The sequence below is a fragment of the Mycoplana sp. 10N416 genome (genome assembly GCF_056394765.1).
On the sequence record NZ_JBFTIM010000013.1, the window covers coordinates 1 to 16,842 of the forward strand.

The following is a 16,842-nucleotide window of genomic DNA, read 5'->3' on the forward strand; positions in this document are numbered from 1 at the left end:
GGAGAGTATGATCCGACCCGCCTGCCGTCCCATCCACGACTTTCGCCGGATCATCGAATGTCAGAGTTGTCTGCGCCATAGTCTTCCCTCACCGCTGCGTCGCAGCGCCCCTTCATCCAGCCGTGCTGGGTGCACTTGCGAGCCACCCGCCGTATAAAATTACATTCGCCACTTCAGCCCGACGCGGATCGTGTCGACTTCGACATCGTTTTCGAAGCGTGGAAAGGCGCCGGGCGGAAAGCTCGCCGCGCCGGTTGCCGTGATGGTGCCGAAGTCATAATGCAGGTATTCGATTCCGACCGACCACTCGGGTTTGACGCGCCATTCGATGCCGGCGCCGGCGACCCAGCCGCCCTCGGTCCCACCGCCGGACACGTCCATTTCTCCGGGCGCTGCGAGGGTTGGCCGACTGTAGGCGCGCACGTCCACATTCGCGAGCGCGTAGCCACCGGTGGCATAAAACAGCAAATCGGAAGCGGCGATGCCGGCGCGAACTCGGGCACTCGTCGCCCAATCGATGTCAAAGCTGGTGTGGGTGTCGCTGCTGATGGCGGACGTCCTGGTCGCGCCGAGGTTCATGAGCGAGAAATCGATGACACCGCCCAGCACGAACGACGTGCCGTTGAAATCGAACTGACGGTCACAGCCAACCTCTACTCCGCCCGCAATGCCGCTGTCATCGTTGGAGATGCGCTCATAGGGCGCGCCAGCACTGTTCCAGGAAAAGCCCGACCCCGCGAAAGGGCCTTCCGTGAAGGGCGAATCCGTGGCGTCTGCATCGCCGTGCACGTAACCAGCATTTGCACCGAGGTAACAGCCGGACCACGACGGCGGCACAGCAAGCGCCGGCACCAACGGGTCGGCCGCATCTGCCGGAAGCATGCCAGCCAACGTGAAGACGGCCGATGCTGCAGTCAAAAATCGATACTTCACGTCTGTTCCTCGGGTCGGAAAGATCAGCGAGACACTCGTTCAGGTACTTGAGATGGGAATCGAGAAATACAGAAGCGAGCGAATGGCAGCTAGTCAGAAAAGTAGCAAAATTCGCGTAGAAAGGGTTCAAAGGGTCGCGACTGCGGCAGATTAATCACAAGGCAGGTGGGTCACGGGCACAGGGCGGATAGGCGTCGTCGGCCTCATTCATGGGTCGACTCTGGCGCGGGCGGTCCCGTGATAGTCTCAGGGCCAATATGAGGCGCTGCCATCCTACAGGATCCGGCTACACTTATGCTTCACGACGGTCGGGCTCATGTATGCCTGCGGCCATGACGGCCATACGTCGTTGCTTCTCGACGCAGCCAAATATCTTCCCGCGACCCGGCGCTTGCCGGGCAGCGTCGCAGTGATTTTCCAGCCGGCGGGAGAAGGCGGCGGCGGCGCCAACGAGATGGCCAAAGACGGCGTTCGGGAGAGGCTGGCATCGCTGAAGTCTACGGTATGCACAACATGCCCAGGCGGCCCGCCGGCACGTTCGCCATGCGCAATCGACCGATCATGGCTCCGCTTGAGATCGACGGAAGCGCGGCCACATGACTGCATCGACCCCATCCTGTGGGCGCGCAGATCGTCAGTAATGCGTCGATCGTCTCGCGCAATGTCGCCCCACCACTGACCGCGCCTCCTAGGACGCAGGCCCTCCGCTAATTTACTCCGGTTCGTGAGCGCACCATTTTTGACATTCCTCAAAAACTTGTTGCGCCTGCTATTTCTGTATGCAAGTATCCCGGCACACACAGGCACTGGGGAGGTGGACCGTTGACTCTTTCCGCGGAGTTGAACGCCGGTTTGGAGAGGCAGCTGATTTTTTGTGCTGCCGGCTTCGCTGAGTTGACTGGAATTGAAAGTGGGTCCTATTGCGGCGATGGCTGATGCCGGGTCTTTCCCGCGCGATAAAAGATCGCGTTAAAGAGGTGGCCTTCAGGCCCATCCGTCCAGGACATGCACCACATGATCGGCAGGTCTCGCTCCGGAACAACGGAACTCCGGTGGCTGGACGACTGTCGGCGATCCGACGGTCCCTTTCCATGGCCGACGTTTGCTCACAACACGTACGCGTTGACAGCCGAGATGACCTTAAAACCAGGAGGAGTTACCATGAATATTAAGTCCCTGCTTCTATCGTGCGGCGTGCTGCTCGCAGCCAGCCCCGCATTTGCACAGGCCAAAGAGATTACCGTTCAGATCTGGGGCTCGACGTGGGAAAACGGCTTGATGGCCATTTCACAGCAGTTCGAGGCTGAAACGGGTATCAAGGTCAATGCCGTCACCCAGTCGTCTTCGGGCGAGGGGCTCGTCAAGCTCCAGGTCGAGCGTGACAACCCCTCCGTGGATGTCTGGTTTGCAACCAACACCATTGCAAGCGAGGCGGCGCAGGATCAGAAGCTGTTCGTCAAGATTCCGCAGGATAAGCTGAGCAACCGCGACCAGTTGATCAAGGGCGCGATGTCCGAGGATTGGGTCGGCATCTATTATTACCCGATGGGCATCGTCTATGACGCGGATGCCATAGATGTCCCGCCGACCTCCTGGGAAGACCTCTGGAAGCCTGAGTACAAGGGCAAGATCATTGCTCCGGCCATGTCGATCTACTCCGGCTCGCTGTTGACGGTTGCAAACACCATCAATGGCGGCACCTCGGAGAACTTCGACCCGGGATTTGAGGCTCTCAAGCGCCTCAATGAGAATGTCTCGCTCTACTACACCTCGGACTCCCAGGCTCGCCAGTCCGTCGTTCAGGGGGAGGGGAGCATCCTCATCGGACAGAGCTCGCACATGAATGCGGTTGCAGGCGAAGGCCTCAACATGAAGATGATCGCTCCGCGTCCGGCCCCGATGTATTTCGACGTCATGATGATGACGAACGGATCGCACCAGGAAGATGCAGCCAAGTTTATCGACTTCATCATCTCGAAGACTGCACAGGAAGAGATGCTGGCTAGGGTGAACATGGCTCCGGTCAACCGGAACGTAACGCTGCCGGCAGAACTCGCAGCGGCCCTGCCCGCTGAAGGCGACGGCATCGTGATGGATGGCGCTGTCGTCTTGAAAAACATCAGCGACTGGTCCGTCCGCTTCGACGAAATCGCGACCCACTAACCCCACACCACCACCGCTCTACGGAATTGAGATCGATCAGGTGGTGAGAGCCACCTGATCTTCTTTCCGACAAAGCTTCAAATCAAGACAGTGGGCGGCTGGCTCGTCTCGCTGGCCGACCCCTTGCGAGCCCATGACCCTGTCCACCCCGATCGCAGCCATCAGACTTCCCGACCTCATTGCCAAACCGCTGGCTCAGGCCGCAAAAGCGGTCGCAAAAGGTGAGGTCAGCTCCGTCGCGCTTACACAACACTATCTTGAGCGGATCGCGCGGTTGAACCCGTCGCTTCGGGCCTACATCACAGTCACTGCTGAAACAGCCCTCGCGCAAGCAGACGCAGCCGACCGGGCATTGGCTGAGGGCAGGACGCTTGGGATCTTGCATGGCGTACCCATTGCGCTCAAGGATCTATGCGAAACTGATTTCGCGCCGACGTCCAACGGCATGGCGATTTTTCGCGATCGCAATACCGGCAGCAATGCAGCGATGGTGGGCAATCTTCTGGCGGCGGGCGCGGTTATTCTCGGCAAATTGGCCATGGCCGAGGGTGCCTGTTCCACCCACCATCCGAAAATGCCAGTTCCGGTAAACCCGTGGGGCCCATCGTTTCGCGTTGGTTCATCCTCGTCGGGCTCGGGTGTTGCGGTCGCTGCCGGCCTCGCAGCCGCAGCCGTGGGCAGCGACACTGGCGGGTCAATCCGCTTCCCTTCAGCCTATTGCGGGATAACAGGGCTCAAGCCCAGCCGCGGCCTTGTCAGCACCGATGGCATTTGCGCCATGGCCCCCAGTCTCGACCATATCGGTCCAATGGCATCCAATGCGGAAGGCTGCGCTCTGCTGCTGAAAGCGATGTCGGGCCATGACAATACGCAACCGGCCCAAGAAAAAATGCGCCGCTTCGGCTACCTTCCGATCCTGCTCAATGATGGGCTCGACCCCGAGGTTGCGGCAACCTATCGCCGCCTGCTTGATACAGCCGAGCGTATGGGCCTCGATCTCATTGCCTGCGACCTGCCGGACATCCCCTATCTGCACGAAACGTGGGACCGGATCTGCGCTAGGGAGACGGCGCTTTGCCATGCCACCACCTATCCCGCGAAGAGCCAAGACTATGGTCGGGCGCTCGCTACATTGATCGAAAAGGGATTGAGCTTGTCGGATGACGACTATGCTGGCGCCCTGAAGCGGCAGGCCGAGATTACCATCATGTGGGAAAAGCTGTTCGAAGAGATCGACTGGCTGGCCCTGCCGGTTCATGCAGCTATTCCGCCCCTGCTTGATAATGCGCTTGGCGCGCCAAACAGGAGCGTCGGCAATCCATTGGAATACACTTCGGCTGCCAATCTTACCGGCCTGCCTGCGCTTGCGCTTTCTGCAAGTCGCGATTCCCGCGGTTGCCCGATCGGCATGCAGATCATGGCCCCGATGCACGCCGACTTCGCGTTGCTGGAACTGGGCAGCCGCCTGCAGTCAAACGGCCTCCTTCCGCTCTCGCTTCTGAATGGAGAGATAGCGGGAGGGTGCTGGAGCAGCCCGCAGGTCCAGAAATAGCATTTGTTAAGTTTTTTGTTGCGCATTGCGCACAGGTATGCTTGTATCCCTGTATACAAACTTGGAGGCTATCGTGACCCTGGCTAATGAGTTTCGCAGCGTTTTTGCGGATCGTCTTGATGCAATGCTCGCAGACATTGCCGAGCTCGTCGCTATTGAGGCGGGATCCTATGATATTGAAGGTGTGACCCGCACATCGCGCTGGATTGGCGAACGGTTGCAGGCGCTTGGCTTTGAGCTGAACTATGAGCGGGTGCACGAGCGCGGAGATCGCTTGCTGGCAGTACGCAAGGGTGATGGCAAGGGTCGCTTGATGATCCTCGGCCATGCCGATACCGTTTGGCCGCGCGGCACTCTCGAGAACTGGCCTTTCGAGATCAAGGGCGAGCTTGCAACCGGCCCCGGCGTTGGTGACATGCGAGGCGGGCTTGTGTTGGCCCTCAATGCCATTGATGTTGCTTCAAAGGCGCGCCTCGCCGAGTTTGAAGAGATCAAGTTCCTTGTCGTCAGCGATGAAGAGCTCGGGAGTCCGCTCTCGCGCGGTTGGATCGAGGAGCACGCAAAGACCTCCGATTGGGTCCTGACCCTTGAGCCTGGTCGCCCCGGCGGTGGTTATTTTACCTCTCGCGGTGCTGTTGGTGCCTTCTTTGTTGAGGCGACCGGGCAGACCGCGCACGCGGCAGCCAACTATCTCAAGGGCGCTTCCGCGATTCGTCCTCTTGCCATCCTCGTGCCCCAGATCGAGGCACTGACGAATCTCGAAAATGGCACCATCGTCAACGTCGGCGTGTTCCAGGGTGGCGATGCCCGGCAGGTCATTCCGGGCCACGCCAAGCTCCACGTTGATATGCGCGCTCGAACGCCTGACGAAGCTGAGAAGCTGCAAAAGGAAGTGGAGCGTCTGATTGCCGAGGTTTCGACCGACCGGGTTCGGGTGGTTCTGTCTGGTGGCTGGACGCGGCCTGCCTGGGCCCGCACGCCCGAGACCAAGGAGCTTTACGACATCGTTGCCAAGGCTTCCGCGGAAATCGGCTCACCCTGCTTTGAACTCACCAATATCTCGGGTGGGTCCGATGCGAGCTTCTGCGGCGCGCTCGGTGTGCCGACGATCGACGGCCTTGGTCCGATCTGCAACGACATCTGCTCTCGCGATGAAACGATAGTCGTTGACAGTCTCGTGGGGCGCGGCGCGGTATTTTCGACGCTGATCGCTGATCTCTCCAAGAACGGGAAGGTCCGGGACAAGGGATAACGTGCAAACTAGTTGTCTGGGGACTGGTAGTCAACTTTTGATCGCGGCATAACCAAGGCATGTCAGTGAATATATGGAAGCGAGATATCATGGATGCCGATGGAATTGACGATCTGGTTGGATTCCGGCTGGCTGCGGTTAGCTCTGCCGATGCTGTTTATGAGCTGTTGCGGTCGCTTATTCTGGATGGGAAGATCGAGGCGGGGCAGCGTTTGCGAGAAGTCGAGGTGGCCCAGCGGCTCGGGGTCAGCCGCACGCCCCTGCGCGAAGCCTTTACGCGGCTTATCTCCAACAGGCTGCTTGTGCGGACGTCTTCTGGTGTCGTTGTCGCGGATGTGAAGTCTGCGCTTAAGGGTATCCGTGCGATCAGAATTGCACTTGAGGGTTACGCGACGAGGCTCGCGGTGCCCCACCTCAACGAGGAAGACTTCAAGGTTCTTGAGGAGTCGATCAAATTGGCGCTAGCGCTGCCGGAAGAGGCACGCACCGAGCGCGTGCGCAACAACAATGTATTTCACGGGAGGATCTACAACGCATGCGGAGTTCCCGAACTACAGTCCGCGATAGACAACTACGCCGGCTTTTTCATGAGTGAAGCGAATCTCTCCGCTCTCAGCCGGGCGCAATCGCAGGAAGTGATCCAGGATCACGTCAAGCTTCTCGAGGCAATCAAAGCGCGGGATGCGGAGGGAGCCGAGCAATTGATGAGAGCTCACCTGATCCGCGGTTTTAACCAACCAATGGGATAAAAAATGAAGCACAGTGCGTGTCCCGCGACTGAATGTGCCATGCGTGGCCCATTTTAGTCGGACCCGGATCCAGGCGGTCCGGTGAGCCAAGCTACGACATCGTAGCTCGCTAACAGTCCCCAAATTCAAATTCAGTCGAATGTTCGGGCGGCCGGCCGCGCGAGCACGCCCTCAATTCTTCTCTGACGGAATGGCGACCATGAAACATCTGCAGAGCAGTACTTTGCAACTCAGGAACCTGACCAAGCGGTACGGCTCGTACGATGCTGTACGCGACCTCGATCTGGACGTGCCGAGCGGATCGCTCTTGACCCTTCTTGGGCCATCCGGTTGCGGCAAGACCACCGTTCTCCGAATGATCGCAGGATTTCTCAATGTGACATCCGGCGAGATCCTCGTCGATGGCAAGGACATCAGCAAGGTGGAGCCGAACTTTCGTGACATCGGCATGGTTTTCCAGAACTATGCCCTGTTCCCGCATATGACCGTCGAATCGAACGTTGCGTTTGGCCTCAAGATGCGCGGCGTTTCAAAGCAAGAGCAGGTGACCCGCGTGCGCGAAGCGCTTGCGATGGTCCAGCTAACGCACCTGGCGGACCGCTATCCCAGCCAATTATCCGGTGGCCAGCAGCAGCGCGTTGCCCTCGCGCGTGCCGTGGTCATCAAGCCCAAGCTCTTGCTTCTCGATGAGCCGCTTGGCGCGCTCGACCGGCACCTTCGCGAAGGGCTGCAGTCTGAGCTGCGCGAGCTTCAGCAGAAACTGGGCATCACATCGATCCTTGTGACGCACGATCAGGAAGAAGCTCTCTACCTCTCTGACTATATCGCCGTCATGAACCAGGGCCGCATTGAGCAGCTTGATTCTCCGATCGCGCTCTATGATCGACCCAAGAGCGAATTCGTCGCCAGGTTCCTCGGCGTGCCCAATATCTTTGACGCAAAAATTGTCGCCAGCAACGGCAGAGAGGCAACCCTATCGGTGGGCGGACAGCTGATTTTTGTCAATGACGCCGAAGGCCAATCCGCAGGCGCAGATTGCAAGGTTTCGATCCGTCCCTCCCATATCGATGTTGTCGGCGCCGATGATCCGCGAGAAGGGATCGCCGGAACCGTCAAGAACATGCACGAACTTGGCGAGCGGGTGGTCTATCGTACTGAGGTCAACGGCCTCCTGATCGAGGCCAATGCTCCGCGCAACAACAACCGTGACCGGTACGCCATCGGGAAGTCAGTCAAGCTGATCCTCGATCCGGCCCAGACAATTCTGTTGAGGGCATGATGGAGGCAACCAACGATCGCACGAAGTATCTGATTGCGCCTGCGCTGATTATCGGCCTCTTTATCGTTGCAGCGTACAGCTACTTCGGTCTCTCGAGCTTTTTCGTAAAGGGCCCACCGGGATCGCAGTTCGTCGGGGCGTTCACACTCGACAATTATTGGCGCGTATTGTTGACCGGGACGAACCAGTCGGTGCTCGTAAGCACGCTCGGGGCTTCCTTTGTGATCTCGGTCATTACAGTCGCCATTTCCATTCCGATGGCCATGGCGATTGTGCGTTCCAAGCGACCGTGGATTGGCACCTTGATCATGCTCGCCATCGCCGTCACATTCCTGTCGGGTGGTGTGACGCGCGCATATTCCTGGCTTATTCTTCTGGGAAACAAGGGGCTGATCAACCTCAGCCTGGTTGGGCTTGGCATCATCGATAGGCCGATCCGGTTCCTCTACAACTGGTCCGGGGTTGGCATCGCAATCACCCATTACCTGCTGCCCTTCGCCGTCTTTACGCTCATCGGCGTCGTCCAGAACCTCAACGTTTCGGTCGAGGAAGCAGCGCGCAGCCTTGGCGCCAGCCGCACGACGACATTCTGGCGCATCACCATGCCGATGATGTTGCCGGGGCTCATGGTAACGCTGGTTCTCGTCTATTCGATCGCGCTCGCCTCATTCCTCTTCCCGTTGGTTCTGGGCGGCGGAAAAGTCCGGATGATCGCCAATCAGATCTATGACCGCATGTTCACCGAATATGACGTTCCATATGCCGCTGCTACTGCCGTCGTATTCCTCGTCAGCGCGTTCGCCTCGATCTGGCTGATCAACTTCATTGCCAAGAAAATCAAGAAGGCCGTTTCGTGATGTTTAGGCGTGATCTCGAGGCAAAGTTCGGCATCGTCGCTACTACCCTGGCGACAATCGCGGTCATCTTCCTGTTGCTGCCAGTGGTGTTCGTCGTGCTCCACTCGTTCAGCCCGACGCGCTATTTCCAGTGGCCGCCGACCGGGTTCTCTCTCGAATGGCACAAGAACTTCTACGGTTCGTCCATGTTCATGGATGCCGCGAAGAACTCGTTCACGATGGCCCTTATTGTAACGCCGCTGAGCCTTTTGATCGGCATTCCGGCCAGCTACGCGCTGGTGCGGGCCAATTTCAGCGGCAAGGAGCTGATCCAGCAGATCATTCTGTCGCCGCTGATCATCCCCGGCGTCGTCACGGGTGTCTCCCTGCTCTCACTGCTGTCGGCGGGCGGGATCCGTATTGGTCTGTTTGGCCTCTGCCTCGGCATGCTGGTCTTCGCACTGCCGTTTGCCATCCGTGCACTTTCAGCCAATCTGCTTGGACTTGATCCACGGATCGAAGAGGCGGCGCGCAACCTCGGCGCGGGGGTCTTCCGCACCTTCTTTGTGATTGTGCTTCCGCAGTTGAAGTCGGGAATTCTTGCCGCATCGGTGTTCATCTTCGTTGAGGCGCTCGACAACTTTTCAATCGCGGTGTTCCTGACCAATGACCGCACCAAGGTGCTGCCAGTCGCGGCCTATCAGTACATCAAGGATTTCGACGATCCGACGGTTGCAGCCATGGCTACGGCACTGATCGGGCTCTCGGTGATTGCGGTCGCGTTGCTTGAAAAGCTCATGGGTTTCCAGAAGAGCCTGAGGCTCTAGCCTCAGGTCTTCCCGGAGAAGTTCTGTAAATCAAAGGCCCTAAGGCGGCCGGAAAATTGGTGAAGTAGCATGGTTGATGTAGTTCGCATTGAACGACTGAAGCGCACCTCGATGGTCTCCATCCACAACGGCCTCGCCTATGTGGCGGGCATGTGCGGCAACAAGGGCGAGTCCATCCAGGACCAGACCCGTGTTGCGCTGCAAAAGGTTGACCGCTGGCTCAAGGAAGCCGGAACCGACAAGTCCAGGATTCTGCGCGCCACTGTCTGGATTTCCGACCAGAAGCATTTCGACGCCATGAACGAAGTATGGGAAGAGTGGGTCGACCCGGAAAATCAGCCATCGCGCGCTGCCGGCGTCGTGCCGCCTGCGGCTCATGGCTACGATGTCGAGATCATCGTCACCGCGGCAATCTGAGGGAACTGCCTTAAATGCAGACCAACAACAGCGGCAAGCTTTCCGTTGCAGTGATTGGCGCCGGCGTCGTGGGCCTTTCCACGGCGCTCTGGCTGCAAAAGAAGGGGTTGGATGTGGTCCTCGTTGACCCCACACCACCCTTGCCAGGCGTTTCGTTCCGCAATGCGGCCTCCTTCGGCAATGCGGCAACGGTTGCGCCATCGGGAATTTTTCCCACCGCCGCTCCGGGTATTGTCTTGAAGGTCCCGGGAATGTTATTGCGCCGCGATGGGCCGCTGACGCTCTATTGGCGTGATCTTCTCGATCTTGCCCCATGGCTTGCGGCCTTTCTCACCGCTTCACTGCGCCGCCGGCAGAACGGCACCATCTCGGCGCTCGGCTCGCTGATGCGCGTGCTGGAAGAAGGCCATGCGCCCCTGATGGAAGAAGTCGGTGGCATTCGGCTCGGCCGCGGCAAGGGTTCCATCCACCTGTACCGTACGGAGGAAGAAGCCAAAGGCGCCAAGAGGTCCAATGAGCGTCGACGCGCTGAGGGCATCGAAGCGCAGTACCTGTCGCGCGACGAAGTAGCTGCCATGGAGCCTCATCTCGCGCCGGGCTATATTGGCGGATCGATTTTCCCCGGCTGCTTTGTCATTGACAGCCCCGAGGCTTATTGCCGGAGTCTTGCCGAGGCAATCCAGAAGCGCGGCGGTCGTTTCGTCACGGCCAATGCCGAGCGGATCGAAAGCGGTTCGGATGGCGTGCGCGTCCATGCGGGCGGCCGGTTCATCACGGTCGACCGCCTCGTCATTTCGGCCGGTGCCTGGTCGCGCGGCCTGTCCAGGCAGGTTGGCGACCGCCTCAACATGAATACCGAGCGCGGTTACCACGTCGCCTTCGCGCACGATGAGCCGCTGCTGACGCACCCGGTCATGTATCCCTCGGACGGGTTCTTCCTCACCCCGCTGTCGCATCAAATCCGCGCGGCGGGCACGGTCGACCTGGGCGGGCTCGACAAGCCTGCGCGCCAGTCCCGTCTCAGTGTGCTTGAGAAGAAGGCCAGGCAGATGGTGCCCGCACTGGGCGAGCGTCAGGATACCTGGATGGGTTTCCGTCCCTCAACGCCGGACAGCCTACCTTTCATCGGCCCGTCGCCGAAGGATCCGCGCGTCATCTATGCTTGTGGTCACGGCCATCTGGGCCTGACGCTCGGCGGCATCACCGGCAAATTCGTATCGGAGCTCATGACGGGCGAGAAACCGAGTGTTGATCTCTCACCATTCTCCCCCGCCAGAGCCATGTTGAGGCTGAACTGATGACTTTCTCTATAGCTCTTCGCTGCCCGCAAACAGGACAATTCGGAATTGCCGGCGCGGCCTCCTCGATGGCAATGGGCGCACGTTGTCTGTTCGTCAATCATGACGCCGGAGCGGTCATAACCCAGCACCGTACCGACCCACGTCTTGGCCCGTTGGCGCTGCGCCACCTGCGGAACGGACTTTCCGCCCAGGAAACACTCGACAAGATTGCAATTGCGCCCGACATTGAGTGGCGCGAGCTTGCAATCGTCGATCGCAATGGGGTGACCGGGTTGCGGCAGGGCTCCAATCAGGAGCCGATCTATGCGAACGCGTCCGCTCCCGGGATCGTGGCCGTTGGCAATATCCTTAGGAACGACCGGGTTCCGGCGGCAATGGTGGCGGCAGCGCTTGAAACAAGCGGCAAGCCAATCGCTGAGAGGCTGCTGGCTGCGCTTGATACCGCGCTCGAAGCAGGCGGCGAAATCTTCCCCTTGTGCTCCGCTGCGCTGAAGGTCGCCGAGTACCCGGATTTCTGTTCGGTTGACCTTCGCGTAGATCGCGGGGCGGAGCCTCTGGGTGAGTTGCGCCGCCTCTGGGAGGGCTATGAGCCGCAAATGGCCACCTTCGTCGAGCGTGTCCTGGACCCGGATACCGGTGGACGCGCAACCAACTCACTGGAAATTCTCTCATCTGAGGAGTCGAGACAATGAGAATCGCCGCAGTCCAAACGTTGATGGGTTTGTCGCCGGGCGTCACTGTGCCTGCAGCGGAAGCGGCGATGGAAACGGCAATGCAGGCCGCGGACCGGCCAGACTTCCTTATTCTTCCGGAGTATTTCAGCTATTACGGCCTCGACCAGAAGCGCTCGGTCGAGCTTGCCCAGCCTCTGCATGAAACGCCCGCTTTTCGGATGGCGAAGGCCTTTGCCAAGCGCCACAAGGTCGGGCTCCAGGCGGGGACGATCCTTGCCAAGGTTCCCGGTGAAGAGCGTGTCGAGAACATCTCGGTCGTCTTTGACCGGCAGGGCGAGGAGATCGCCGGGTACCGAAAAATGCATTTGTTTGACATGGGCGACCTGGGCAGCGGTGCCTTCCGCGAATCCGACTATATCAAGCCAGGCGAGGAGATCGTCACCTGGCAGTTCGAGGGCGCAACCTTCGGCACGGCCATCTGCTTTGACGTCCGGTTCCCCGAGCTCTTCCGCGCGCTGCGGCTTAAGGGCGCCGAGGTCATCACGCTGCCGGCAGCCTACACCATGGTCACCGGGGAGGCGCACTGGGAACTTCTGGCGCGTGCGCGTGCCGCCGAAACACAGTGCCATTTCATTGCCTGCGGCCTTGGCGGCACCGTGGTTGTCGATGGTCAGGAAAAGGGCTGCTACGGCCATTCCGTCATCGTTGACGCCTGGGGGAAGGTCGTGGCGCGCGCCGGTCAAGGCGCCGAAATCATCTCAGCTAAATTGGATATGGAGAACCTCCACTCAATTCGCAACAACATGCCGGTCATGAAGCAGCGTCGCCTCACGGGTGATGCGGTCACAGGTTTCTAGAGAATTCCAGACAAGTGGATGACGGTTTTCGTCAGGAGTTGTTAAAAGAATAACAACTGGATCATTTCAGCGTTTCCATGAATCCCTGAAATGACCTGACGCTCACTCAAAAGCACTGGATTTTATCTGCCGCGATCCCTGAACGGTGCGGCGGGAGAGCGGATCTTTGCGCGCTTCTTTCCAGGCGACTGACATCACGGTTAGGGGCTACTCCCCTGAGAAAGGTTTAAGAGACAATGGAAAAGGTTAATACGGTAGTCGTGGGTGCGGGCCAGGCTGGCCTGTCGATGAGCGAGCACCTGAGCAATGCCAATGTCAGCCACGTCGTTCTCGAAAAGGGACGCGTGGCCGAGAGCTGGCGCTCGCAGCGCTGGGACTCGCTGCGCGCCAACGGTCCGGCATGGCACGACCGGCTGCCGAGCATGCGGATCCCCGATATCGAGCAGGACTTTTTCACGCCTAAGGAGAAGCTGGTCGACTATCTCGCGAACTTTGCCGAGAAGATCAACGCACCGGTTCGCACCGGCGCCACTGTGCAGTCGGTCAAGAAGCTACCCAAAAAGCAGGGCTTTCTCGTCTCCACTACGGCTGGTGATTTCGAGGCCATCAACGTGATTGCGGCGACCGGCCCGTTCCAGGTTCCGGTTACCCCCAAGATCGTCCCCGAAACGGCCGGCGTAGTGCAGATGCATTCGGTCGGCTACAAGAACCCGAGCCAGCTGCCAGAAGGCGCAGTGCTTGTCGTTGGCGCGGGCGCGTCGGGCGGCCAGATCGCTGAAGAACTGGTTGATACCGGCCGCAAGGTCTATCTGTCGCTGGGCCGTCACATACGCCCGCCACGCTTCTATCGCCAACGGGAAGGCGCATACTGGACCGGCGTGCTTGGCCGCTGGGATACGGTCAATCGTGACAAGAATGTCCAGCACATCGCTCTGGCCATCAGCGGCGTCCATACCAAAATGCCGATCGACTACCGTCTGCTGGCCTCAAAGGGAGCGGTTCTAGTTGGCCGCACCGCAGGTTACAGCGATGGAAAGCTCACCTTCGCGGATGACCTCGCCAGGAACATCGAGGAAGGCAACCAGAGCTACCTCGATACGCTCGACCTCATCGACGGGCATATCGAGTATAACGGGCTCGACCTGCCGGAGTCCCCGGACGCACGCAACCTGCTTCCGGTCACCGAATACGAAAAGAACCCGATCCGCGAGCTTGATCTGGCCGACGCCGGCATCACGTCGATCATCTGGGCTTCGGGCTTCAGGCGCGACTATAGCTGGCTTGAGCTGGACATCTTCGATGAGGACGGCGATCCGGTCCACGAATCTGGTGTTTCCAAGGAGCCAGGCATCTATTTCCTGGGTCTGCCATTCCAGACGCGCCGGCGGTCCAGCTTCCTGTTCGGCGTCTGGTATGACGCGAAATACATCTCCGACTACATTGCCATGATGCAGGCGTATCACGATAAGTATAATACTTAATACGCCGCTTATTTTCTCGCGTTCTCTTGCGGTTACTGACCTCGAGAGAACGCCCTATATACCTCAGTCTCTGAATCGCCAGACCGGGTCGAGCGACCTTTCGCGAACGGCCCGACACGATGCTGATGCTGGGAGGCCTTTCGCACAAGGCGAACCTTCGAGAATTCGATCGTGTACCGAGGGAGTGGCGTAGCTTTGGAGCGTATCGTGCTTTCCGGGCGAGGCTGGGAACGGGTCAGCTTGCCGCAGCCGGCAGGCTGATGAGCGATACCGCTTTTGCCGCGGCAATCCAGGTGACCTGAGCTGATCACGTGAACCGCAACGCGCCCCGATGTTGGGGAGCGACTTTGCTGAGAAAAGACCGGGCGGCCTACATCGGATAGGGCGACACGCCGGACTGCATCACCCGAAGTATGACTTCAGCGACGCGATCATCCCCTTTGGCGTGGGTGCAACTCGTAGAGAGTGTCGTCGCGTAGGTCTCGGCCCCCGTTCAGCTATCGCGATTCGGATTATTACGCGGCTCCTTCGGCTTCGCGCGTCTTCATCTCGACCTCCGCTTCGCGACCTCTGCGGATCAGCCGGAATGGCGATCTCGGATCATAAAGATCGCGCAGCCAGTCACCGATGAGATTGGACGAAATTACGACAAGGAAGATTGCAAGGCCTGGGAACGTCGAAAGCCACCATGCGCTTGAAACGTAGTTCCGGCCCGACGCCAGCATGCCACCCCAGCTCGCTACCTCCGCGTCGACACCCAGGCCGAGGAAGGAGAGGGCAGCGAGCGAAAGGATCGTTGCGCCCAGATCCAGCGCCGCCAAGACCATCACCGTTGGCATTATGTTGGGCAGCAGATGTCTGAACATGATTCCGAACGACGAAACACCCAGCACCTTCGCGGAGAGGGTGTATTCTCGGTCCCGCAACTGCAGGATCTCGCTGCGCACCGGCCTAGCAAAGGCGGGCCAACCCGACAGTACAAGTGCCAACACGAGTTTGTCCATTCCCTGTCCCAAGACAGCAACCAGTGCGATCGCGAGCAGCAGAAAGGGAAATGCCAGCCACATGTCGACTACGCGCATGATGACCGCATCGACCTTGCCGCCGACATAGCCTGAGATCAGGCCGATCGTTACGCCGACCATCGCCGTGAGGCCCATGACTAAGAGGCCGATTGCGATCGAGATACGGGCTCCCCAAATGAGGCGAGAGAGCACGTCCCGGCCGAGTTGATCTGTTCCGAGTAAGTAGCCTCCCGTACCCGGTGGCTTGAGCCTGAATGCGATTGACTGTGCATTGGGCGAATAGGGCGCCAAGTGGGGGGCAAAAATTGCAATCACGATCATGGCGAGCAAGGCAAAGGTCGCTAGAGCGATCAGGGGGCTGCGCAGAATCTGGCCAAGCCAGAAACGGAGGGAAGCGAGAAAGTCGCTCATCAGTTTCCTTTCCCACGGCTGAGCTTGATTCGCGGATCAAGCCAGCCGTGCATAATGTCCGCGGCCAGGTTGCAGAGAATGACGAGGATTGTCAGCAGGACGACGACGCCCTGAACGACAGGGAAGTCGCGCGCGTTAATGCCCTGAACAAGCAGGTATCCCATACCGGGATAGGCAAACAGCGTTTCGATCACGATAGTGCCGCTCAGTAATGCGCCGATACGCATGCCCACGATGACTGCCGTGGTCGGCATGGCGTTGTGAAGCATGTGCTTGGTAATCTTACGTTCGCCAAGGCCGCGGGCACGAAATGCCTGGATGAAATCCTGATGCTTCACTTCCAACAAACTTGAACGCAGCACGCGGACAAACTGGCCGGCAATAGACGTACCAAGGGTGATGGCAGGAAGCATGAGATGCATTATAACCGAGCGGGCCGCCTCCCAATTGCCTGTAAGCAGAGAATCCGTGAACGGCATTCCGGTGACCCGGTTGATGGTGAGGTGCTGATCCAGTACGCCGCTAACGGGAAAGATCGGGAGCCAGACCGCGAGAAACATGATCAAAAGTATTCCCTGCCAGAAATTCGGCATCGAGACCCCAATCAGTGCCAGGCTCGTCGCGCTCCTATCCCAAGCGGTGTTTTGTCGAAGCGCGGACAAGACCGCGACCGGGATTGCAATGGCAAGCGCGATGACGAGCGCGGCCAAGGACAATTCTATGGTAAGCGGCAGCGCACGGCCGATCATGTGAATGACCGGTTCACCGCCGCGCACCAGCGAGTTTCCGAAGTTGAAGGTCAGTATCTCGCCAAGGAAACGGAGATATTGAACCGGAAGCGGCTGATCTAGGCCGAGCATTTGCTCATAACGCAGGCGGGCTGCACCCAGGTCGGCATCGTCGCCATCCCCGAACAGGAGTTGAACGGGATCGCCCGGCATGACCCGGAGAATGAAGAAGACAATAACCGTTACACCGAGCACGACAATCAGCGTCTGGAACAGTCTCGCGAGAATGAATTTTGTCATGATTTAATCCTTGGATGCCCGAACGCAGGAGCGAAGCCACCGCCCCCAGAGGAGGGC

Annotated in this window: 16 protein-coding genes; 13 read left to right on the forward strand and 3 right to left on the reverse strand. The window is 59.1% G+C overall.

Translation table 11 applies throughout. The features are described from left to right. Positions 1 to 159: 159 nt before the first annotated feature. Positions 160 to 933, reverse strand: a complete 774-nt coding sequence (locus AC1DDS_RS21860) for an outer membrane protein (protein WP_477480771.1) — start codon at positions 931 to 933, stop codon at positions 160 to 162. Positions 934 to 1,249: 316 nt separating this feature from the next. On the opposite strand from AC1DDS_RS21860, the gene AC1DDS_RS21865 reads away from it, so the two are divergent. From AC1DDS_RS21865 to AC1DDS_RS21925, 13 genes are all read left to right on the forward strand, one after another. Continuing rightward, positions 1,250 to 1,612 carry a M20/M25/M40 family metallo-hydrolase gene (locus tag AC1DDS_RS21865; RefSeq protein ID WP_477480772.1) on the forward strand — a complete coding sequence of 121 codons (363 nt, stop codon included), beginning with the start codon at positions 1,250 to 1,252 and terminating at the stop codon, positions 1,610 to 1,612. Between the two features lie 482 nt (positions 1,613 to 2,094). Then, positions 2,095 to 3,096, forward strand: a complete 1,002-nt coding sequence (locus tag AC1DDS_RS21870; RefSeq protein ID WP_477480773.1) for an ABC transporter substrate-binding protein — start codon at positions 2,095 to 2,097, stop codon at positions 3,094 to 3,096. Between the two features lie 133 nt (positions 3,097 to 3,229). Further along, positions 3,230 to 4,648 carry an amidase gene (locus AC1DDS_RS21875; RefSeq protein WP_477480774.1) on the forward strand — a complete coding sequence of 473 codons (1,419 nt, stop codon included), beginning with the start codon at positions 3,230 to 3,232 and terminating at the stop codon, positions 4,646 to 4,648. A gap of 73 nt (positions 4,649 to 4,721) precedes the next feature. After that, positions 4,722 to 5,900 carry a M20 family metallopeptidase gene (locus AC1DDS_RS21880; RefSeq protein ID WP_477480775.1) on the forward strand — a complete coding sequence of 393 codons (1,179 nt, stop codon included), beginning with the start codon at positions 4,722 to 4,724 and terminating at the stop codon, positions 5,898 to 5,900. An 89-nt stretch (positions 5,901 to 5,989) separates the two neighbouring features. Continuing rightward, on the forward strand, positions 5,990 to 6,649 hold the full coding sequence (locus tag AC1DDS_RS21885; protein WP_477480776.1) for a GntR family transcriptional regulator: 660 nt from the start codon (positions 5,990 to 5,992) through the stop codon (positions 6,647 to 6,649). 199 nt (positions 6,650 to 6,848) lie between these two features. Beyond that, positions 6,849 to 7,928: an ABC transporter ATP-binding protein gene (locus AC1DDS_RS21890; RefSeq protein ID WP_477480777.1), complete on the forward strand. Its 1,080-nt coding sequence runs from the start codon at positions 6,849 to 6,851 to the stop codon at positions 7,926 to 7,928. Further along, complete coding sequence (locus AC1DDS_RS21895; protein WP_477480778.1) at positions 7,928 to 8,785, forward strand: ABC transporter permease; 858 nt, start codon at positions 7,928 to 7,930, stop codon at positions 8,783 to 8,785. The genes AC1DDS_RS21890 and AC1DDS_RS21895 overlap by 1 nt, the downstream gene beginning before the upstream one ends. Then, a complete protein-coding gene (locus tag AC1DDS_RS21900) occupies positions 8,785 to 9,591 on the forward strand; it encodes an ABC transporter permease (protein WP_477480820.1) in 807 nt (268 codons plus the stop codon). Before AC1DDS_RS21895 ends, AC1DDS_RS21900 begins: the two co-directional genes overlap by 1 nt. A 69-nt stretch (positions 9,592 to 9,660) precedes the next feature. Further along, positions 9,661 to 10,008, forward strand: coding sequence for a RidA family protein (locus AC1DDS_RS21905; protein ID WP_477480779.1), 348 nt, complete (start codon positions 9,661 to 9,663; stop codon positions 10,006 to 10,008). Positions 10,009 to 10,022: 14 nt separating this feature from the next. Beyond that, on the forward strand, positions 10,023 to 11,306 hold the full coding sequence (locus AC1DDS_RS21910; protein ID WP_477480780.1) for an NAD(P)/FAD-dependent oxidoreductase: 1,284 nt from the start codon (positions 10,023 to 10,025) through the stop codon (positions 11,304 to 11,306). Further along, positions 11,306 to 12,001, forward strand: a complete 696-nt coding sequence (locus tag AC1DDS_RS21915) for a DUF1028 domain-containing protein (RefSeq protein WP_477480781.1) — start codon at positions 11,306 to 11,308, stop codon at positions 11,999 to 12,001. Before AC1DDS_RS21910 ends, AC1DDS_RS21915 begins: the two co-directional genes overlap by 1 nt. Beyond that, positions 11,998 to 12,840: a nitrilase-related carbon-nitrogen hydrolase gene (locus AC1DDS_RS21920; RefSeq protein ID WP_477480782.1), complete on the forward strand. Its 843-nt coding sequence runs from the start codon at positions 11,998 to 12,000 to the stop codon at positions 12,838 to 12,840. Before AC1DDS_RS21915 ends, AC1DDS_RS21920 begins: the two co-directional genes overlap by 4 nt. A 236-nt stretch (positions 12,841 to 13,076) precedes the next feature. Continuing rightward, the gene (locus tag AC1DDS_RS21925) at positions 13,077 to 14,321 is read left to right on the forward strand and encodes a flavin-containing monooxygenase (RefSeq protein WP_477480783.1); all 1,245 of its coding nucleotides are present in this window, start codon (positions 13,077 to 13,079) and stop codon (positions 14,319 to 14,321) included. A gap of 515 nt (positions 14,322 to 14,836) precedes the next feature. On the opposite strand, the gene AC1DDS_RS21930 is transcribed toward AC1DDS_RS21925, so the two are convergent. Together AC1DDS_RS21930 and AC1DDS_RS21935 are read right to left on the reverse strand one after the other, a co-directional pair. Continuing rightward, positions 14,837 to 15,757 (reverse strand): ABC transporter permease, encoded by a 921-nt coding sequence (locus tag AC1DDS_RS21930; protein WP_477480784.1) that lies wholly within the window; start codon positions 15,755 to 15,757, stop codon positions 14,837 to 14,839. Further along, entirely contained in the window at positions 15,757 to 16,785 is a 1,029-nt protein-coding gene (locus AC1DDS_RS21935; RefSeq protein WP_477480785.1) for an ABC transporter permease, read from the reverse strand. Before AC1DDS_RS21935 ends, AC1DDS_RS21930 begins: the two co-directional genes overlap by 1 nt. Between the last annotated feature and the right edge of the window lie 57 nt (positions 16,786 to 16,842).